Origin of the sequence: Phyllobacterium sp. SL163, from assembly GCF_049896885.1 — a bacterium.
GTDB lineage: Bacteria > Pseudomonadota > Alphaproteobacteria > Rhizobiales > Rhizobiaceae > Phyllobacterium > Phyllobacterium calauticae.
In genome coordinates this window covers 195235-214406 of sequence record NZ_JAFCVE010000002.1, presented here as the reverse complement: position 1 = coordinate 214406, position 19172 = coordinate 195235, and the positions used below count along the sequence as shown (strand labels likewise).

General features: G+C 61.0%; 23 protein-coding genes. 11 read left to right on the top strand and 12 right to left on the bottom strand.

From position 1 onward, the window contains the following. Positions 1–155 precede the first annotated feature (155 nt). Positions 156–413, bottom strand: coding sequence for a GlsB/YeaQ/YmgE family stress response membrane protein (locus tag ACP7B1_RS04595; protein ID WP_223612177.1), 258 nt, complete (start codon positions 411–413; stop codon positions 156–158). Positions 414–573: 160 nt separating this feature from the next. Between ACP7B1_RS04595 and ACP7B1_RS04590 the strand changes: the two genes are divergently transcribed. Continuing rightward, positions 574–1035 (top strand): YidB family protein, encoded by a 462-nt coding sequence (locus ACP7B1_RS04590; RefSeq protein WP_346308063.1) that lies wholly within the window; start codon positions 574–576, stop codon positions 1033–1035. A 58-nt stretch (positions 1036–1093) separates the two neighbouring features. Here ACP7B1_RS04590 and ACP7B1_RS04585 read toward each other — a convergent pair whose 3' ends face one another. Then, positions 1094–2269: an MFS transporter gene (locus tag ACP7B1_RS04585; protein WP_346308064.1), complete on the bottom strand. Its 1176-nt coding sequence runs from the start codon at positions 2267–2269 to the stop codon at positions 1094–1096. Between the two features lie 122 nt (positions 2270–2391). Here ACP7B1_RS04585 and ACP7B1_RS04580 point away from each other — a divergent pair, with 122 nt between their 5' ends. The 3 genes from ACP7B1_RS04580 to ACP7B1_RS04570 all read left to right on the top strand — a co-directional run bounded on the left by ACP7B1_RS04580 (position 2392) and on the right by ACP7B1_RS04570 (position 3414). After that, positions 2392–2772: an ArsR/SmtB family transcription factor gene (locus tag ACP7B1_RS04580; protein ID WP_346308065.1), complete on the top strand. Its 381-nt coding sequence runs from the start codon at positions 2392–2394 to the stop codon at positions 2770–2772. Then, complete coding sequence (locus ACP7B1_RS04575) at positions 2763–3164, top strand: (R)-mandelonitrile lyase (RefSeq protein ID WP_346308066.1); 402 nt, start codon at positions 2763–2765, stop codon at positions 3162–3164. Before ACP7B1_RS04580 ends, ACP7B1_RS04575 begins: the two co-directional genes overlap by 10 nt. A gap of 61 nt (positions 3165–3225) precedes the next feature. After that, entirely contained in the window at positions 3226–3414 is a 189-nt protein-coding gene (locus ACP7B1_RS04570; protein ID WP_223612181.1) for a hypothetical protein, read from the top strand. 9 nt (positions 3415–3423) lie between these two features. On the opposite strand, the gene ACP7B1_RS04565 is transcribed toward ACP7B1_RS04570, so the two are convergent. Next, positions 3424–3576, bottom strand: a complete 153-nt coding sequence (locus ACP7B1_RS04565) for a hypothetical protein (RefSeq protein WP_346308067.1) — start codon at positions 3574–3576, stop codon at positions 3424–3426. Positions 3577–3777: 201 nt separating this feature from the next. Here ACP7B1_RS04565 and ACP7B1_RS04560 point away from each other — a divergent pair, with 201 nt between their 5' ends. Then, positions 3778–4671 carry a LysR substrate-binding domain-containing protein gene (locus ACP7B1_RS04560; RefSeq protein ID WP_346308068.1) on the top strand — a complete coding sequence of 298 codons (894 nt, stop codon included), beginning with the start codon at positions 3778–3780 and terminating at the stop codon, positions 4669–4671. A gap of 40 nt (positions 4672–4711) precedes the next feature. Here the strand turns inward: ACP7B1_RS04560 and ACP7B1_RS04555 are convergent, their stop codons facing one another. After that, the gene (locus ACP7B1_RS04555) at positions 4712–4873 is read right to left on the bottom strand and encodes a Thivi_2564 family membrane protein (protein WP_182548090.1); all 162 of its coding nucleotides are present in this window, start codon (positions 4871–4873) and stop codon (positions 4712–4714) included. Between the two features lie 214 nt (positions 4874–5087). On the opposite strand from ACP7B1_RS04555, the gene ACP7B1_RS04550 reads away from it, so the two are divergent. Together ACP7B1_RS04550 and ACP7B1_RS04545 are read left to right on the top strand one after the other, a co-directional pair. After that, complete coding sequence (locus tag ACP7B1_RS04550; RefSeq protein ID WP_346308069.1) at positions 5088–5501, top strand: VOC family protein; 414 nt, start codon at positions 5088–5090, stop codon at positions 5499–5501. 8 nt (positions 5502–5509) lie between these two features. Then, positions 5510–6391, top strand: a complete 882-nt coding sequence (locus ACP7B1_RS04545; RefSeq protein ID WP_346308070.1) for a DMT family transporter — start codon at positions 5510–5512, stop codon at positions 6389–6391. Positions 6392–6427: 36 nt separating this feature from the next. Here ACP7B1_RS04545 and ACP7B1_RS04540 read toward each other — a convergent pair whose 3' ends face one another. Further along, complete coding sequence (locus ACP7B1_RS04540) at positions 6428–7066, bottom strand: glutathione S-transferase (RefSeq protein ID WP_346308071.1); 639 nt, start codon at positions 7064–7066, stop codon at positions 6428–6430. A gap of 222 nt (positions 7067–7288) precedes the next feature. Here ACP7B1_RS04540 and ACP7B1_RS04535 point away from each other — a divergent pair, with 222 nt between their 5' ends. Together ACP7B1_RS04535 and ACP7B1_RS04530 are read left to right on the top strand one after the other, a co-directional pair. After that, entirely contained in the window at positions 7289–8473 is a 1185-nt protein-coding gene (locus tag ACP7B1_RS04535; RefSeq protein WP_346308072.1) for an MFS transporter, read from the top strand. Between the two features lie 71 nt (positions 8474–8544). Continuing rightward, positions 8545–9843 (top strand): hypothetical protein, encoded by a 1299-nt coding sequence (locus ACP7B1_RS04530; RefSeq protein WP_346308073.1) that lies wholly within the window; start codon positions 8545–8547, stop codon positions 9841–9843. A 5-nt stretch (positions 9844–9848) separates the two neighbouring features. Here ACP7B1_RS04530 and ACP7B1_RS04525 read toward each other — a convergent pair whose 3' ends face one another. The 5 genes from ACP7B1_RS04525 to ACP7B1_RS04505 form a co-directional block, all read right to left on the bottom strand. After that, a complete protein-coding gene (locus tag ACP7B1_RS04525; protein WP_403169373.1) occupies positions 9849–10424 on the bottom strand; it encodes a hypothetical protein in 576 nt (191 codons plus the stop codon). A 4-nt stretch (positions 10425–10428) separates the two neighbouring features. Continuing rightward, on the bottom strand, positions 10429–11016 hold the full coding sequence (locus ACP7B1_RS04520) for a hypothetical protein (protein ID WP_346306498.1): 588 nt from the start codon (positions 11014–11016) through the stop codon (positions 10429–10431). Further along, positions 11016–11600 carry a hypothetical protein gene (locus ACP7B1_RS04515; protein WP_346306497.1) on the bottom strand — a complete coding sequence of 195 codons (585 nt, stop codon included), beginning with the start codon at positions 11598–11600 and terminating at the stop codon, positions 11016–11018. Before ACP7B1_RS04515 ends, ACP7B1_RS04520 begins: the two co-directional genes overlap by 1 nt. A 113-nt stretch (positions 11601–11713) precedes the next feature. Further along, on the bottom strand, positions 11714–12592 hold the full coding sequence (locus ACP7B1_RS04510; RefSeq protein ID WP_223612191.1) for a D-alanyl-D-alanine carboxypeptidase family protein: 879 nt from the start codon (positions 12590–12592) through the stop codon (positions 11714–11716). Positions 12593–12732: 140 nt separating this feature from the next. Further along, entirely contained in the window at positions 12733–13773 is a 1041-nt protein-coding gene (locus tag ACP7B1_RS04505) for an L-idonate 5-dehydrogenase (protein ID WP_346306496.1), read from the bottom strand. A gap of 255 nt (positions 13774–14028) precedes the next feature. Here ACP7B1_RS04505 and ACP7B1_RS04500 point away from each other — a divergent pair, with 255 nt between their 5' ends. Together ACP7B1_RS04500 and ACP7B1_RS04495 are read left to right on the top strand one after the other, a co-directional pair. Beyond that, the gene (locus ACP7B1_RS04500; protein WP_346306495.1) at positions 14029–14835 is read left to right on the top strand and encodes a lytic transglycosylase domain-containing protein; all 807 of its coding nucleotides are present in this window, start codon (positions 14029–14031) and stop codon (positions 14833–14835) included. 72 nt (positions 14836–14907) lie between these two features. Further along, a complete protein-coding gene (locus tag ACP7B1_RS04495) occupies positions 14908–17748 on the top strand; it encodes a DUF2339 domain-containing protein (protein WP_346306494.1) in 2841 nt (946 codons plus the stop codon). Here the strand turns inward: ACP7B1_RS04495 and thiD are convergent. Then, a complete protein-coding gene (gene thiD / locus ACP7B1_RS04490) occupies positions 17690–18490 on the bottom strand; it encodes a bifunctional hydroxymethylpyrimidine kinase/phosphomethylpyrimidine kinase (RefSeq protein ID WP_346306493.1) in 801 nt (266 codons plus the stop codon). The genes ACP7B1_RS04495 and thiD overlap by 59 nt on opposite strands. Further along, entirely contained in the window at positions 18487–19149 is a 663-nt protein-coding gene (gene thiE / locus ACP7B1_RS04485) for a thiamine phosphate synthase (RefSeq protein WP_346306492.1), read from the bottom strand. Before thiE ends, thiD begins: the two co-directional genes overlap by 4 nt. Between the last annotated feature and the right edge of the window lie 23 nt (positions 19150–19172).

The window sequence follows — 19172 nt, the reverse complement described above, 5'->3', positions numbered from 1 at the left end:
AGCCGGGCGCCAGACCCGGCCTTGATCATCGCGTCCTACTAAGGCCGGAATGGACGCCGCACCATGTGGGTGTTTTGTTTTCCTTGCCCTACAATAACAGTCACAGCGCGGCACGGATGCCACGCTGTTCATTCCAAAAAGCAAGCGGTTTCAGGTCATGCAGATCTGTTGCCGGTGATCGCGTGATAGAGCCAGAGCACGACGACGGAACCGATAACAGCGACGATCAGACTGTAGATGTTGAAGCCGGTGACGCCGGTGGCACCGAGCAAGCTGAAAATGAAGCCGCCGGCAACAGCGCCGACAATGCCCAGAACGATGTCAAGGATTAAGCCCTGACCGCTCTTGTTGACGATCTTGCTGCCAATAAATCCAGCAACAAGCCCAAGTACAATCCAACCGATAACAGACATGCGAACATTCCTTCCTATCCATTGGCTTAATGTCGTCATGTTTTCGCATAGATTGAATAAAAGCAAGATGGTTGTGCTTTCTCCCGGAATGAACAAATATCTTTGCGGGGGAGAACGACGGATTTGAGCTGAAACCGAGCAATATAGAAGGGAGATCGAGATGGGAATTTTCGATAATGCGGTACCAGGCGGAAATATATCGAAGCCGCTGATCATTGCGCTTGGAGCACTTCTGGTCGGTAAAATGCTGAGCGGCGGCTCGAGCCAGCCCGCGCAGGCTCCCGACAATCCGCAGACGGCCGACAACGGCAATACAGCAGCCAGCGGCGGGCTGCTCGGCGGACTCGGCGGTCTCCTGAACAGCCTGACCAATGCGGGCCACGGCGAGACGGCAAATTCCTGGCTTCAGCCGGGTGAAAACAAGCCCATCGCACCCGGCGATCTGGGCAGCGCGCTCGGCCAGAAAACCATCAGCGAGATTGCCCAGCAAACCGGGATGAGTGAACAAGACCTTCTCGCGCAGCTGTCGAAGATCTTGCCGGGCGTGGTCGACCAGCTCACGCCGAACGGCCAGGTGCCCAGCACGCAGCAGATTGCTTCGCTCCTGAAATCATCTTCATAAACACCAGACTGGCCGGAACGGGTTTCGTTTCGGCCAGCCTTTGTTCGGTCGCCGGGGATCAGGCGACGGAAAGTTCGGTCTTGCGCGCGTTGATGCTGGCGAGCCGCATCACGACGAGTCCGAGCAGCGGGAAGGCGCCGCCGATCCAGCCCAGATATTCAAGGCCCAGATTGGCGATGATCAGCCCGCCGATGAACGACCCCGAAGCAATGCCGAGATAGAGCGCCGAGCCATTGAGCGACAGCGCGAGCGGCGCACTTTCCGGTGCGATCGTCAGAACCCGGCTGGCCTGCGCGGGCGGGAACATCCAGGCGGCAATTCCCCAGAGAACCATGATCGTCATCAGCGCTGGACCGGCGATTTCATGCGGCCATTGCATGATCCAGCTGATCGCCATCAGCGATGCGGCATTGAGGAAGGAGGCGGCGATCACCGTGCGCGTCGGGCCGAAGCGATCCGATAATTGTCCGCCGACAACATTGCCAAGGGCAGCACCAAGACCAAAGGCCAGCAGCACCAGCGGCACCATCGTGCGGGAAAGGCCGGTGCCCTGCACCGCGATGGCGGCGATATAGGTGAAAACGATGAAGCCGCCGGCCATGTAGAGCAGCATGGTGACAAGCGCGGGCAAGAGCCCGGGGTGGCGGATCACGCCGAGCCGCTGGCGCAGGGTCAAGCGGTCGGCGCGCAATCCGCGCGGCAGGAGAAACCAGACGAAGGTTGTCGCGGCCGCCCCGATCAGGGCAATGAAGATGTAGGTGCCGCGCCAGCCGGCAAACGATGCGATCAGCGCGCCAAGCGGCGCACCGAAGGCCACCGCCAGCGTGGTCCCGCCGACGATGACGGAAATCGCCCGCGCCCGGTGATGCGCTTCAGAGATGGCGACGGCCGTTGCCTGCGCCGTGGCCGCGTATAGGCCCGCCGACATGCCGATCAGCAGCCGGGCGGCCGTGAGAAACGCATAGGACGGAGCAAATGCCGCCAGAATTGCCCCGATGACGAAGGTGGTGGCACTGCCTGCCAGGATGAGACGGCGGTCTGCAGACCCGGTAAGCGCCGCAAGAACCGGCGCGCCCAGCGCATAGGCAAGCGCGAACATGACCACGAGATAACCGGCCTGAACCAGCGTCACGCCGGTATCCCCGGCAATCTGCGGCAGAAGGCTGGCGACGACAAAACCCTCAATGCCAATGGCGAATGTACCCAACGCCAGACCGACAAGGCAAATGTCCATGGGAGATATCCTTTGTTCAATGATCCTTGAACTATTGAGCTCACTGGCATGTGAAGTCAAGAACAAAGTTCAACGATTATTGAACATTGAACTTTCCCCGCGTACTTGCTACGTAGGAGGGCATGACCCATCCCCTGTTTCATCCGGATGCTGAAGAGATTTCACTTCCCGCCATCTTCACAGCGCTTGGCGACGAGACGCGTTTGAACATCATTGCCATTCTGGCGCGCAATGGCGAACGCGCCATGACATGCGGGCAATTTACCCAGCTTGGTTCCAAAACAGCCCTGAGCTATCATGTCGCCAAGCTGCGGGAGGCAGGCGTGATCAATGTGCGGCCCGATGGAACGAAACGGTTTCTGACCTTGCGCCGTGCCGATCTCGACAATCGCTTCCCCGGCTTTCTCGACTCCGTCATCGCCTCGGCAAGCACGATGCCGTTGCCTGAAAGCCAGCCTCCGGCCGATCCGGCCGAAACCCCGGGAGAAACCGAATGGACATAAAATCGAGCGGCTCCATACCGACGCGCCGTGCGCCGGAAGAATGGTTCACCGGCACGGTCTGGCAGGACCCGATCATCCAGACCCCTTCCCCGGCGCGGCTGCTCGCCGTCGTCGTGCATTTCGAGCCGGGCGCCCGTACCGCATGGCACACCCATCCGCTTGGACAGACCCTTTATGTGGTTTCCGGTGCGGGCCTCGCGCAGGTCTGGGGCGAACAAATTCGCGAGATCAGGACTGGTGATGTCGTCTGGATTCCGCCCGGCGAAAAACACTGGCATGGTGCGGGTCCGGCAAATTCCATGTCGCACATCGCCATGCAGGAGGCGTTGGACGGAAATGCCGTCGAGTGGATGGAAAAGGTTTCTGATACGCAATATTCCGGCGCACAATAATCTGCTAGCATGTGCGCAGGTGTAAAAACCCGGCTTTGCGGTTGCGTTGAAAGGAAAAATCATGGCGTTCGAAGACATCAAGGCACAGATCGCACTCCTGCTTGAAGAGATGGTGCAACGGCCGGCTGACGCCCATGAAATTCACGAGACTCTGCGTGAGCATCTCAACGAACTGAAAGCCATGGGCATGCCGCTTCCCGCGGACCTTGTCGCCCTCGAGAAGCAGCTGGAAGTCGACTTTGATTCCTGAACGGCACGCTTAGACGGACCCTTTGAAAATATCCTTCCTCAGATCGGGGTGCGATGTGAAAAGGTCGCCCCGCCCGGGACGGCCGTCCCTCATGCCGATGTCACGCAGCATGTGATCGGAAAAATCCCCGGCATTGACGGTGATCGCCACAGTGGGTCTCACCAGCGCCCGCCTGAGGGTCGCGAACCAACCCCAGCGGGATCCGGGGTTGTCTATGGATGTGCAGTGCGATGGTGAGGGGTTCATGACCTCCACTCCGGTTTGTATGCGACGTTCATGTCTTGGGTGTGTATTCAATGCGCCTGTTCGCGCTTGTTTTCCAACAAAACGACGAGTATCTTCCATAAGGACAGCTTATGGAACATGCCGATGAATCTTCCGCCCCTTGCCGCTATCCGTGTTTTCGAGGCCGCTGCCCGCCATGGCAATTTCACCAAGGCGGCGGAGGAGCTCGGCATGACGCAAGCCGCCGTCAGCTACCAGATCAAACTGCTGGAAGAGCGGGTGGGATCGCCGCTGTTTCTGCGGCTGCCGCGTCAGGTTGTCCTGACGGAAATCGGGGCGCGGCTGGCCCCGGCAACGACCGAGGCATTCGAAATCCTGCGTGCCGCCTTTGCAACGACACGCGAAAGCGCCGACGGCATCCTGACCATTGCGACGATTCCGACCTTTGCCGCCACATGGCTGGTTCCACGGCTGGGTTCGTTTCAAATGGAGAACCCGGCACTGGCAGTCCGGCTGAAATCCGGCCGCGAAATGACGGATTTCGTGCGTCAGGAGGCGGATGTCGGCATTCGCAGCGGCACAAAGGAGTGGCCCGGCCTTGTCTGTCACAAGCTTTTCCAGGCCTATTTCACGCCCATGCTGTCACCGGCACTCGCTGCCTCTGTCGGCAGTGTCAAGACACCAACCGACCTGCTCAAACTGCCCATTCTCGACCCCGGCGACCCCTGGTGGAACATCTGGTTCAGCCTGGTGGGTATCGAAAAGCCGGCCCTGCGCGGCGACCTGCGCAATCGGCTGGGCGATCAGCATCTGGAAGGGCGCGCGGTGCTGGCCGGACAGGGCGTGGGAATACTGACACCGTTCTTCTTCCAGCCCGAGCTGCAACAAGGACAGCTTATCCAACCCTTCGATATTGTGGGATCGTCAGAGCACGCCTACTGGCTGGTTTATCCCGAAGCCCGGCGGAATGTCCCGAAAATCCGCGCGTTCCGCGACTGGATGCTGGGGCAGCTCGGTGACGTAAAGAAATAGCGAGGATGCGGCAGAGCCTTGAGCCCCGCCGCAGCGATCCCTAGAAAACTGCGAGATAGCGCAGCAGCGAGATAATCCCGATCACCACAACGATCACCTGGACGATCTGCTTGGCGCGGCCATCGAGCGGCAGCATCTGGACGAGATAGAGCACAAGAAAGATCACCAGAACGGTGATCAAAAGGCTGATAAGAATGGACATTGCAAATTTCCTGTTTTCGGGATCAGAACGATTGTAGCGTGGCAAAACTCTTTGCTGGCTATTTTTGTTCCATGCAAACAGCAGTCCAACGCTGCAATATCGGGACGTGCTGCTGGCACCGGATGCTTCGCGCAATTTCGAACCACCGTGCATTGCATTGCCGGTTCAGTTGCTGATAGCTTCGCCATCATCCCCGTTTATCAGGATTCTTCCCATGCGCTCGCTGTTTCATCTTGCCTACCACGTCCATGATCTCGACAAGGCGCGCGGCTTCTACGGCGATATCCTTGGCTGTGCTGAGGGGCGAAGCACCGACAGCTGGGTGGATTTCGATTTCTTCGGTCATCAGATCTCGCTGCATCTCGGCAAGCCGTTCGAAACGACCAACACCGGCAAGGTGGGCGATCACATGGTGCCCATGCCGCATCTTGGCGTCATTCTTCCGCTGGAAGACTGGAATGCCCTTGCCGACCGGCTCGAGCACACAAAGGTCGACTTCGTCATGCCTCCCGTGGTGCGATTCAAGGGCGAACCGGGCGAGCAATGGACCATGTTTTTCCGTGATCCCTCGGGCAACCCGATCGAAGTGAAGGGCTTTGCGGATTTCGCCAGCGTCTACGCGAAATAACGGCCGCCATGGAATTCAAGCCATCAAACCTGAAGGCGGCGTTCTGGATGTCCGGGTCGCTGGCCGCCATTCTCATGATGGCGATCTCCGGCCGGGAAGCCTCAAAGGAACTCAACGTCTTCCAGATCATGGAAATGCGGTCGCTGATCGGGCTGGCCATGCTCTATCCGCTGATCCGGTCTTCCGGCGGCGTGCGCGCCATGCGGACCGGCCGCATCTGGCAGCACATCGGACGCAATACCGCCCATTATGCCGGCCAGTTCGCCTGGCTGCAGGCGCTGTCCATGATCCCGCTGGCGCAGGTGATCGCCATTGAATTCACCACACCGGCCTGGACGGCCGTCATGGCCGTCGCCTTTCTCGGCGAGCGGTTCAATCTCTGGCGCACGCTGACGATCCTTCTCGGCATCATCGGCGTCGTCATCATTGTGCGCCCCGGCATCGGAACGATCGAAATGGGGCAGTTGATTGTCCTCGGCGCGGCGTTCACGTTCGGCATTTCCTTCACCATGGTCAAATCCCTGACCCGCACGGAAAGCGTGGTGAAAATCATCTTCTGGATGCTGGTGATCCAGTCAGCCATCGGATTGCTGCCGGCGCTGCATGTCTGGCAGTGGCCGACCCTGCATGCCTGGCCCTGGGTGGTGATCATTGCCTTCACCGGCACATTCTCGCATTTCTGCATGGCGAAGGCCCTGCTCTATGCGGATGCCACCGTGGTCATTCCGATGGACTTTCTGCGTGTGCCGCTCATGGCCGTGCTGGGCTGGCTCATCTATGCGGAACGGATCGATATCTACACGGCGCTCGGCGCGGCCCTCATCCTTTCGGGCAACCTTCTGAACCTGAAAAACAAGAGCGTGCCGGCAAAGGCCATTCAAGCGGATTGAAACGTTTCATCCGCTCGAAGCCGTTGCAATCGATGCTCAGGCGTTGCCGAAAAGGGTCGGGGCATCACCTGCCTGCCATTTCGGATATTTCAGCATCACCGCGTCGAACCGGCCGGATGACACGAACTCATCCAGCCACCGCTTCACGTGCGGCCGGGCAAGCCCGCTCCACCAGCCCGCATCCACGCTGGCAAACTGCCGGACGAACGGCAGGATCGCCATGTCGGCAAGCGACGGCGTCGCCCGGAAGAGACAGCGCGACCAGGCCAGCCGTTCCTCGTATTCATCGAGAATTGCCACGGCTTTTTCGCGTTCTGCCAGCGGATCGGTTTTATCAAAGCGGGTGGGGTATTTGTAGCGGTCAAGGCTGCGCTTGAACGGGCCGTCATTGCGGGCAATCCAGCCGCCATCATCCACCTCAAGCCAATGTTCCGGGTCGTGCTGGCTCAAGGCCCAGCGCATGATGTCGAGGCTTTCATCAACCACTGTCCCGTCGGGCAGCAGCAGCATCGGCACCGTTCCCGATGGCGAAACGCCGAGAAACTCCGGCGCTTTGTCTCTCAATACGATTTCCCGGAGCTCACAGGCCTGGTGCGCAGCCTGAATGGCGAGCCGGGCCCGCATGGCATAGGGACAGCGGCGAAAAGAATACAGAATTGGCAGAGCAAGAGTCATGGGGGCCTCGGTTGACACACGTTTTCATGAAACCGGTGCCGATGACAAGCCTCGTGCGTGCATTGCCCTGATCCATGAATTCAATTCACGATTATCCCGCGATATCACACGATTATCAATGGAATGCGCGTCGACCATATTCAGCGCAACCGGATTGCCATCCGTCATCATTCCATTCGCGGGCCGGATCGAATTCCCGCCTGCCATTCAAAGGACAAGACAATGCCTCTCGCACTTCTGGCGTTGACAATCAGCGCCTATGCCATCGGCACGACAGAATTCGTGATCGTTGGCCTCCTGCCCACCGTTGCCGGCGATCTCGGCATCACCCTGCCGCTCGCCGGTCTCATCGTCAGCGTCTATGCGCTGGGTGTCACCTTCGGCGCACCGGTTCTGACCGCCCTCACCGGCAAGATCGAGCGCAAGCCGCTCCTGCTCGGGCTCATGGCGCTTTTCATCGTCGGCAATACTGCTGCGGCGCTTTCGCCAACCTATGAACTGCTGCTCGTCGCCCGCGTGCTGAGCGCCTTTGCGCATGGCGTGTTCTTCTCGGTTGGTGCCACCATCGCCGCCGATCTGGTTGCACCCAACAAGCGCGCATCGGCCATCGCCATGATGTTCCTCGGCTTGACCGTCGCCATCGTCACCGGTGTTCCGCTTGGTACCTTCATCGGCCAGCAGCTGGGCTGGCGTGCAACATTCTGGGCGGTTGCCGGCCTTGGTGTCATCGCCTTCGTCGCCATTGCCGTTCTTCTACCGGCAACCATCGCCAAGGCCGCTCCTGCACGCCTGATCGACCAGGTTCGCGTGCTGGGCAGCGGACGCCTGCTGCTGGCCTTCGCCATGACCGCGCTCGGCTATGGCGGGACCTTCGTGATGTTCACATTCCTTGCTCCCGTGCTGCAGGAGATCACCGGCTATGCAGGCTCGACGGTCAGTCTCATCCTCGTGCTGTACGGCCTGTCGATTGCCGTGGGCAACATGGTTGGCGGACGTGTGGCCGACGGCAACCCGGTTGGCGCGCTGGTCGTGATGTTTGCCTTGCAGGCACTTGTGCTGGCCATCTTCACCTTCACCGCCGTCTCGCCGGTCTGGTCGTTGGTCACGCTGGCCGCGCTCGGTGCGCTGTCCTTCTCCAATGTCCCCGGCCTGCAGCTTTATGTGGTGCAGCTGGCGAAGATCCACACGCCGGAAACGGTCGACGTTGCCTCAGCGCTGAACATCGCCGCGTTCAACCTCGGCATTGCCGGGGGTGCCTTCCTCGGCGGCATCATCGTGGCGTCACCCCTCGGTCTTGGCGCGACACCATGGGTCGGTGCCATTCTCGTGGTCGGCGCCCTTGGCCTGACACTCTGGAGCCAGGCGCTCGACAGGCGCGCGGCAACGCAGGTTCTGGCGACTTGCTAGAGCCTTTCCCCGCGGGGTGACACGCCCCGCGATTTTGATACAGTCCGCATGAGATTCGCAGGGAATTGATCATGCTGGCCGACGTTATGTTGCCCCTGAAGCTGACATTCCGGCTGTGGCTGAGGTTCTGGCCACAGCTTTTTGCCGTTCTGCTGCTTGGGGTCATCGCATCGCATGTGCTGATGCAACTGGCCGTCGATGCGGCCTATATCAACCACTATATGGGACTGGCCGTGCTGACGCTGGTGGCCCTTGCGCAGCTTGTGACAACCGTTTCCATGATCCAGATCGTCCGGCCCGGCCTACCGGCACTGAACGCGGCGCAGGAGAAAATCCAGACAGGAAGCGATAGCGGCGACACGCGCCACGGATTTTCGAGACTGGCCGCCATGGTCTCTGTCGCGCTCATCCCGTTCTTTGCCTACTACGCCGCCTGGGGCTTTCTGGGCAATACGGTGCGGCAGTATTCACGCGCCGCGCTCGACCAGATGCCCTTTGGTGAGCGCGGCAGCAATGTGCTTGATGTGCTGGATTCGAAATGGCTGCTTCTGTCCGTTGCCATCTCCTGGGTCATCCGCAAGCTGGCAAAAACCATGAAGGAAAAGACTGGCCGTTCCATCTGGCAGATCATCATGGTGGTGTGCGAGACCAACTGGGTTTTCATCGGCCTCTTCATCATCAGCCGCTGGAAGGATAGCTGGATGAAGGCCCTGAGCGAGGGCAATCTCTGGACCTATATCAAATCCCTGCTTGCCGGTCTGCCGGAGCCGGTTGCATCGGCCCATGCCGCAGCACTCATACCCGTCGAGCAGGTTCCCGAAGCGTTCGGCACCGCCGCGATCGGCCTGTTCTTTCATGCGCTGTTACCGGTGATCTGGCTTGTGATGGTGGCCCTGGTCTATGGCTACGATGTGCGCGACGAAAAGGAAATTCTGCATCTGCACCGCCGCGTCGAACAGTTCGGCACGCGCTATGCATCGATCCCGAAATTCCTGCGCGACTTCGTGGAACATTTCATTGGCGGCTACCGCTCGCGCTACCTGCCCATCGCCAACGGCGTCAAGCTGACCCTCAACGCCGGACTGCTCCTCATCCTCACGCTGATCCTCGGATATCGTTTCATCGAATGGGCCGCCGCCTGGATGTGGCTGGGCACCGCGCGGCTGATCGGCCCGCATGCGCTGGACGTCTGGCAGGCCCTTTCCAATGGCGTCACCTTCCTGTTCGGCAGCCCCCTGCAGGACTCCTCGGCCGGGATACTGATCGAGCCGCTGCGCATCTGCTTTCTTGCCGCAATTATGGAAACGGCATTCTCGATGCGGCGCAATCCGCAGCCGGCAGAGGCGGAACCGGTTGCTGCCGGCAGCTAGCCCAGCTATTGCGGACGGGCAAAGCGCAGATAATAGGGCCGCTCGCTGCGCATGCCGATGGTCGGCCTCAGCTCCCCAACGACATCAGCGGGGACAAGATAGGTCTCCTCGACCACCCGCCGCATGCCCTGGCTGACCCCGGCAAAGATGGTGGAGGTACAGGTTTCTATCCCCTCGGCAGGACGCGGCAGGCCGGGTACCGATGCCGGTGACCAGGATCGCCCGGTTGCGTCCGCAAGCCTGATCGAACACATCAGCCAGAGGTTTTTCAGGTCAGGATCGCCGATTTCGACAATGAAACGCGCAATGACCGGAACGGCATTTTTCGGCAATGCCCCCGGTTTCATGCCCTCGGTGACCGTGCGCAGCTCGATAAACTGCCAGTCGCTGCCGCCGTAGCGGGCGATCTGGCCAGCCGCGACGTCAATCGGCACGACATTGTTGCTTTCTCCCATTTCCTTGACATCGCCGTACGACATGACGAACAGCGCAAGAGGAACGAGCAGCACCAGCGCCCACAGACTGCGCCGGCGCCAGCGGCGTTCCGAAAGATCCGGTGTCTCTTCAAGCGCGAGGGTCATGCGATCAGTTCCCTGAAACGGGCACGGGTTTTGCAAGATCATAGCTGTCCGCTATCAGCGGCTGGCCGTCGTTGAACTTTCTGAAATCATCGATGGCGATGCGCGCCTCGGAATCGAGCCGTGGCGCCATCCGGCCGGAAAGCGTGAACGTTGCCCCATTCACTTGATCCGGCAGGATCTCAAAGACAAAACGAACTTTCCTCGGCATGCCCGGATCAAGCATCGGCGGCATCTGGCTGCTCAGGGTGCCGACACGATCGGTTTTTTCGTAATGCAGGCCCGTGGGGCCCACCCATGTCGCTGCAGCAACCGTTGTCGATGCAGTCGTTGCCGCCAATTCCGCCGTCGCCACAGCCCAAAGGCCCGACGTCGTCAGTGTCTTGCGTTGCCCGTACTGCGTGAATGTCAGTTCGCGGGCGAAATCCACCTGCTCCAACCGGAGGTCGACCAGCCGGGTATGAACCGTTTCATGCATCTTGCCATAGGCGGGGATGGGACCGGTCAAATCCTCGTAATGCGGCTTTGTCTGCTGCATGGCATACAGCACAACGACGGCAAGACAGACCACCAGAATATTGCCGAGCGGGCGCATCAGCCCTGTCCTCCGGCAAGGGCCAGACTGGCCTTGGCCGCCGTGCGCTTGCCCCACCAGCCGGGCGCGCCATAGAGATTATCGCTCCGCTTGAATATATCGGCGTCAAAGCTCAGCTCAACCGTATCCTTGGGTATCGCCGTTGCCGGCATCAGCCAGACATAGGCCATTTTTTCCGGCAGTCCCGGCTGGAGCGACGGCATCAGCGCGTCATCCCGCACAAGATAGATCATCGGTTTTTCCGCCTTTGCTCCTATCCCGGGAGGCAGATGGACTGCGCTGTAGTAGCTTTTGTCCGACCGCGTTGTCCGGTTCATCAGCTCGACCTCAAGCACCAGCGCCTTCTGATCCGCCTTCGGCGTCAGACCATGGATTTTCTGATCCGTAACCCAGGCTTTCAAAGGCTTGATGCGCCACTTGCCGGCATCAAGCGACTGTCCGGGAAGAATTTGGCTGATGGCGGCCTGCGGCTGCGCTTCGAATACGCCGAGGGCCACGGCCACGACGAGCGCGGCAAAGGTGCCGAGGCCGGCGGTTATCCAGGCGCGTGCCTTGCTGGGGAGATTGCGCACATAGGACCACATCGGGCGATCTTCCTCCGATCAGCGCCATAGCACGCGCTGAATTCTGAGTCGCATTCCGAGGAACCATGCAACGGTTGCGCGCTGCATGGCAAGTCCTGACCGCGTGAGGCGGTTTAGCGTGAGGCAGCCATGGGCAGATAGCTATGAACCAGATCGACGACCTGCTGGTCGCGCGCTCTTGCCGTGTCGCCGCCCATCACCACCGCAACGAGCTTGCGGCCATTGTCATTCACCGATGTGACGATGTTGAAGCCAGAGGCCCGGACATAGCCTGTCTTGATGCCATCGGCACCGTTGAGCTTCGCCAGGACGCGGTTGTGGCCTTCCACCAGCCTGCCGTTGAACATGAAGTCATGCAGCGAGAAATAGTAATATTGCTGCGGGAAATGCCGGCGCAGCGCCATGCCGAGCAGCGCCATGTCGCGGGCGGTGGTGACCTGCATGGGATCGGGGAGACCCGAGGCATTGTTGAACGTCGTGCCCTTCATGCCGAGCTGGCGGGCCTTGGCCGTCATCAATGCGGCGAACTGCGGTTCAGAGCCGCCAATGGCTTCGGCAAGCGCAACGGCAACGTCATTGGCCGACTTGACTACGATCGCCTTGATCGCCGTATCCACATCAATCGACTGACCGGGCCGGAAGCCGAGCTTGCTCGGCGCCTGGGAAGCAGCGTGGGCGGAAACGGGAATGACCGTGTTCTTGGTAAGACGGCCGGATTCCAGCGCTTCGAACGTCAGATACAACGTCATCATCTTGGTCAGCGAGGCCGGGATGCGCGGAAGGTCGGCACTGGCCTGGTAAAGCACCGCACCGGTACTGCCATCGACGACAATCGACGCCGACTTTTCCGTGATGGAAGCGGGCACGGTCGTTGCGACCGGCTGCAGCGCCGATGTGGTCGTGCAACCGCTCGCCACGCCAACAACCAGAACAAACAATGCCACACATTTTGACATCAACGACAGAGGGTAAAAAACACGCGGCACGTTCATTTTGAGCGGTCTGATTTCCAAAGGTGGAGATGAATGGTTTTTAGCGCATCATTGTTAATAATCCGCTGCTCTGCCACCCTGTTAGCGGATTTCCGTCGCCAGACCAAGCTGCGGCGTGACGGCAAATGGTCGCCGGGCCCTCAGGCAGTCAGAACGACCTTGACACTGCGGGATCTGTCCAGCGCCACGGCGAAGGCTTCGGGGGCCTCTTCAAGCGGGAATTCACCCGTGACAAGCCGCAACACGCCGATTTCTCCGGAGACGATCAGTTCAACGGCTTCGTAGAATTCTTCGCCGAAACGGAATGTGCCTTTCAGGTCGAGTTCCCGCGCCATCACCGCATTGGCGGGCACCGGAATAGACCCGCCGGGCAGGTTGCCGACCTGCACAACCGTACCGCCGCGCCGCACGGTGCGGATGGCCGAGGCAAGGCCAGCGGCCGTTCCGGAAATTTCAAAGCCGACATCGAACGGCGTCGCGACGGCCAGTTTGGCAAGCTTGTCCTCGCCTTCCGACAGGTCGAACACCCGGTCGGCACCCAGTTCAAGCGCGAATTTCAGCGGAGCGGCGGCGAGATCGACCATCACAACGGATTCCGCCCCGGCATGTTTCAGCGCCAGAAGGGTGAGAAGCCCGATCGGACCCGCACCGAATATGATGGCTGAATGCCCTTTGACGTGTCCGGCCCGGCGAACGGCGTGCAGGCACACCGCAAGCGGTTCGGCCAGCGCCGCCGCCTGAAACGGGAAATCCCTGGGCACCTTCACGCATTGCGCCGGCGTTGCATCAAAAAAACGGGCAAAGCCGCCCTGCATGTGCGGCGTCTTCGACGCCGACCCCATGAAATAAATATTCTCGCACAGGTTGGCGCGTCCCTCGTGGCAGTAGGCACAGGTGCCGCACCAGCGCGACGGGTTGACCGCGACACGGTCGCCAACACTGAGCCCCGTGACTTCAGACCCGAGCTGCATCACTTCTCCCGCCACTTCGTGACCGAGGATCAGCGGCGATGTCACGACAAAATCGCCGGTCCTCGCATGACGGAAATAGTGCATGTCCGAGCCGCAAATGCCGCCTGCGCCGAAGCGGATGCGCACCATATTGGGCTTCAACGCGGAGAGCGTGTGTTCCGCCATACGCAAATCCTCCGGGCCGAAAAGGGTGGCAGCGATTGTCTTCATGTGATCCGTCCCGGAATGGTTATAACGGCGATCGTATCGAGAAAATGGCGGACAAACAACACGCGCGGATTGATCGGGCCCGGGAGCATTCGCAGCGGTCGCCAGGGGCTGTGGAGCGTCCAAAAATCGCCCTGCAGACCTGTGGAAACGGCATTTGTTACAGAGTGTTGCGGAAAGTGATTGCCGGGGAAGCCGCCGAACAGGCTATGAGAAGAGATTAACAGGCCGTAAACGGTCGCTCAGAACTGGTGGACAATGGTTTCAAACATTCGATTGCTGCGCCCGCTCGCCTGCCTCGGTCTGGTACTGAGCCTGGCAGCCTGCACCACGGCCAACCCGACATTGCCGACCAGCACAGCGTCGATTCCTGTTCCCGAGACTGCACCGCGCACCACCGCGCTGACCGTGACGGGCGCGCCTGTGCAGATGGCCTATGCCGGCCCGGCAGCCAACCCGGCCGCCCTCGCAACCGCCAATGCCGCGGCGCACGCTGCCCCGGCCGAGACAGCTAAAATTGCCGCACCGGCAAAGACAGAAACCTACGGCCCACGGGTCGACAATCTGATTTCACAATATTCTGCCGCCTATGCGGTGCCGGAAGCGCTGGTGCGCCGTGTTGTCCACCGCGAAAGCCGTGGCCGTCCGGAAGCCCGCAACGGCAAGTATTGGGGCTTGATGCAGATTTTGCCGTCCACCGCCCGCGCCATGGGGCACAGCGGCACGCCAAAGGACCTGCTCGATGCGGAAACCAACCTCAAATACGGCGTGAAATACCTGGCCGGTGCCTACAAGGTTGCCGACCGCAATTTTGACCGTGCTGTTCGCCTCTATGCCAGCGGCTACTATTATCAGGCCAAGCGCAAGGGCATGCTGGATGAAACCGGCCTGAAGGGCGGCACCACGCCTGTCCAGTCCACGCAGATTGCTTCGCTGCCCATGGCACCTGTGCCCGAAATCAGCCAGCCGGCCGCGACGGTGCAGACGGTGGCCTATGCGCCGGACCCGGCTCCCGTGCGTCCCGGCTTTATCGCCATTCCGGCTGATCGCCCTTACGGGCTATAAACCCCACTTATCAACGCCTAGTTGAATAATGAGCCGATTCATGGCGTTGTGTGCGCAATCTGGAGCACACACATGGGTCTTTCCATCATTCTGTCGATCATCGCACTGGTTGTAGCGGCCACGGCGCGTCAGCAAGTGACCGCACTACGCAAGCAGGTCGAAGAATTGCGACGGCAGATTGCGGAAAAAACACAACCGGCACCGACAGCCAGCGAAACCGCAAAACCGATTCGCCGTTTCCGGGCCGACGAGGCCTTGACGGAGACACCGGCACGCGCAGTTCCCCCGGCCGAGCCCGTGGGAACACCGATACCGGCCATGGCGGCATCAGCGCGGCTGGACCCGAAAAAAGTGGCGGAAATCATGTCGGGCAAGCCATCGGCAACGCCTGTCACCGTCCGCGCAACACCGGCACCATCCGTACCGGCAGCCCGGCCAAAGAAGTCCTACGGCGATTTCGAGCGATCGCTTGGCCGCAACTGGCCCGTGTGGATCGGCGGCGTGGCGCTGTTTCTTGGCGGTATCTTCGTCGTCCAGTATTCCATCGAGAACGAACTGCTCGGCCCCGGTATCCGGCTCTGCCTTGGTGCGATTTTCGGCCTGCTGCTTCTGGGCGCGGGTGAATATCTGCGCCGCAAGGAAAAGCCGCTGGGCCTGTCCGTCGAGGGCCCGGATTATATTCCCGGTGTTCTCACCGCTGCGGGATCAGCGGCCCTCTTTGCCGTCGTCTATGCCGCCCACGGCATCTATGGCTTTATCGGCAGTTCGACCGCCTTTCTCGCATTGGGCGCCGTCGGCCTTGCCACCCTTGCGCTCGCCATCAAACACGGTCCGTGGATTGCCGGTCTTGGCCTTATCGGCTCCTACCTGACACCGGCCCTGGTCAATGCGCAGGCACCGGCGCCCTACAGCTTCATGACCTATCTGTCGGTCGTCACGCTCGTCGCGGTTGTCCTCGCCCGGGCGAAGGCATGGCCGTTGATCGGCGGCGCGGCGATACTTCTCGCAGCGCTCTGGGGAGCGGCCTATACCGGGTTCGACCCCATGCCGAATGGCGGGGCCCTTGGCTTGTTGACGGTCAGCGTGCTGGCCCTCTCCGTCTTCAGTCATCTGAAGCCCGGCGGCTACACCCTGTTCGACCGCACCGCGGAACCCTGGTACGATCCCATCACCATAGCGGGTGCCGTTGGTGCGGTTCTTCTCGGTCTTGGCTATGTCTCGCACGATCTTTTCGGGCTGGCATCGTCGCGCTATCTGGTCCTGGCAACCCTCATTATTGCCGTGTCGGCATTGGCACCGCTCCTGATACGCCGGACCCTGCCCTTTCTTGTTCCAGCCGCCCTCATCGCGCTTGTTCCGCTCTCCCTCGTGGATATGCATCACTTGCTGGACAGCGGCTACAACGGTTCGGGATTGCCGCTCTACGATCCGGCGAAATATCGCAGCTTTGCCATAGTCATCGCACTTGCCTTCACCGCCATCGGTGTTCTCGCCGCAACGGTGCTTGCCCGCCTGCCTGATATCGTGCGCGGCCTTGCCTATGCGGCGCTGGGAACCGCCATTCCCTTCGTGATGATCACAGTGATGCTCTATATCTTCGGCAACACGCCTGCCCCAACCGAAGAGATACTCACCGTCGGGCTCGCAATCACCGGCTTCGGCGCTGCGACGTGGTTGACGCGCCTGTGGAAGGACGACGTGAAGCCGGCATCCCCGGCATGGCTGTTTGACGCCGCATCCATCGGTTTCGCTGTGCTCGCCCTTTTCGTGGTGTTCGACCCGCAATGGCGTGTTCTGGCCGCCTGTGCCCTGGCGGTTGTCTATGCCTTCGCCACACGCACCCGCCTTGCACCGGTGCTGCGCTTTGCGCCGGCGGTGTTTGCCGTCGTCATCCTCGGGCATATCCTCTTCGATCCGACGATCGTCGGCAGTGACCGCCTGTCCACCACACCGTTCTTCAACCAGCTTCTGCTCAATTACGGCGGCTTCTTCGCGGCCATGATCGTTGCACAGATCGTGCTGGCCAAAGGGATCAAGGACACCGCTTACCGGCTTGCGCAGGCTCTGGCCGTGCTGGCAGGCTTTGTGCTCGTCAATATCCTCGTCCGCCACTGGATGAACGGTGGCACGCTCGACAGTGGCGGCGATGTAACGTTGAGCGAGCAGTCACTCTACACGCTCATCGCACTCGGCGGATCATTGTCACTGATGATGCTGAGCCGGGGCGGCCAGGACTGGCTCTACCGCATCGCCGCGCTCATTGTCGGTTACATCGGCATCCTTGTGGCCGTGACGCAGCATTTCATTCTCCTCAATCCGCTGTTTGACGGCTCGGTCGGCGGCGGCCTGATCTTCAACAGCCTGTTCATGGGCTACCTGCTGCCGGGCCTGCTGGCGGCCCTCGTGGCGCTCAACGCCTTCGGCGAACCGCAGATAAAGCTGTTCGGCCTGCCGCTGGTCATGACGCAGGCCAACCGCCCCCGGCACTACGCCATGGCCCTGGCGATCCTGTCCGGCCTCATGCTGTTCACGTGGGTGACGCTCACCATCCGGGTGTTCTTCTGGGGCAGCAGCATTCATCTGTGGAAGGGCGTGGACTCGATGGAAATGTTCACCTATTCGGCCGTCTGGCTGCTGTTCGGCCTTGGCCTGTTCGGATTGGGCGCATGGCGGCAGAACAGGCCATTGCGCCTGATCTCGGCACCGATCGTGTTCCTTGTGATCGCCAAGGTCTTCCTGCTCGACATGTCGAACCTTGAAGGCATCCTGCGGGCCCTCTCCTTCATCGGATTGGGTCTGTCGCTGGTTGGCGTCGGCCTGTTCTACCAGCGCATTCTCAATGCGGGGGCGGCGGCTACGCCGCCCACCAGCGATGAAAATGGTGCACCGGGCCGCGCCCCTGACCCACATTGAGCCCGTCGGCGGCCGCCATGGCTGCCGTCAGATAGGCTTTCGCCTCGCCGATTGCCACGGGCAGATCAAGACCCTTGGCCAGCCCGCTGGCAATCGCCGCCGCCAGGGTGCAGCCCGTGCCGTGGTCATGGATGGTGGCGAGCCGCGGTCCGTCGAAGCGCGTGACAGACGCGCCGTCGAACAAGAGGTCGGTACTGAGGCTTGTATGCCCGTGACCGCCCTTGATCAGCACCGCCGCCGGACCAAGCTTCAGCAGCAGCTCCGCCTGGCGTGCCATCTCCCGTTCGGTTTCCGCTACGGGTATGCCGGTCAGCAATGCGGCTTCCGGCAGATTGGGCGTGAGCACAAGTGCCAGCGGCAGGAGCTGCGCGCGCAGCGCCTCCACCGCCTGCGGCTGCAGAAGCGGATCACCCGATGTTGCCACCATCACCGGATCGACGACCGCCTTGCGCTGCCAGCGGTTCAAGGCTTCCGCGATGGTGTCAATGGTTTCGACCGTGGAAACCATGCCGATCTTGATCGCCCCGACCGCGATATCCGAGAGAACGGCATCGATCTGGGCGCGGATGATAGCCGGGCTCAGGTTCTCGATGGCGGTGACGCCGCGGGTGTTCTGTGCGGTGATCGCGGTCAGCACGCTCGTGCCATAGACACCGAGCGCCGAGAACGTCTTGATGTCGGCCTGGATACCGGCGCCGCCGCCGCTGTCGGAACCGGCAATGGTCAGGGCGATGGCGGTCATGCGTTTGCCCTCAACGCCTCGTCGACGGCATCGCGCAGCACCTGTGCGGCGGCGCGCGGATCCGCCTGACGGAAGATCGCCGAAATCACAGCAACCCCATCGGCACCCGCGCGAATAGCCGGAGCGACCCGGCCGAGATCGATGCCCGCGATGGCACCGACCGGCAGGTCGGGCTTTGCCGCGCGGATGATGGCCGCCAGCCGGGCAAACCCGTCAAAACCGATCGGGCCGTCGGGATTGTGCTTGGCAGGGGTTTCGAACAGTCCGCCCACGCAGGCATAGTCGATGGCAGAGCTTATGGCCACCTGCGCATCGGCTTCATTCTTCACCGTCAGGCCGATGATTGCATCGGGGCCAAGCAGCGTGCGGGCGTCGGCGACCAGCATGTCCTCGCGCCCTATATGCACACCCTCGACACCCGCCACCAGCGCGACGTCGATGCGGTCATTCACAAGCAGTGGGATGCCTGTGCCTTGCAGGGCCGCATGGATGGCACGGGCGCGCTCCACCATCTTGCGCGTCGGCGAATTCTTGTCGCGATACTGGATGATCGTGGCGCCACCCCGCGCGGCCTGCAAAGCCAGGGCACCCAGATCGGCATCACCGCCGATGGTGTCGACATCGACAATGGCATTCAGGCGGAAATCTACATTTGGCATGGTCTTTTTCTCCGAATAAATCA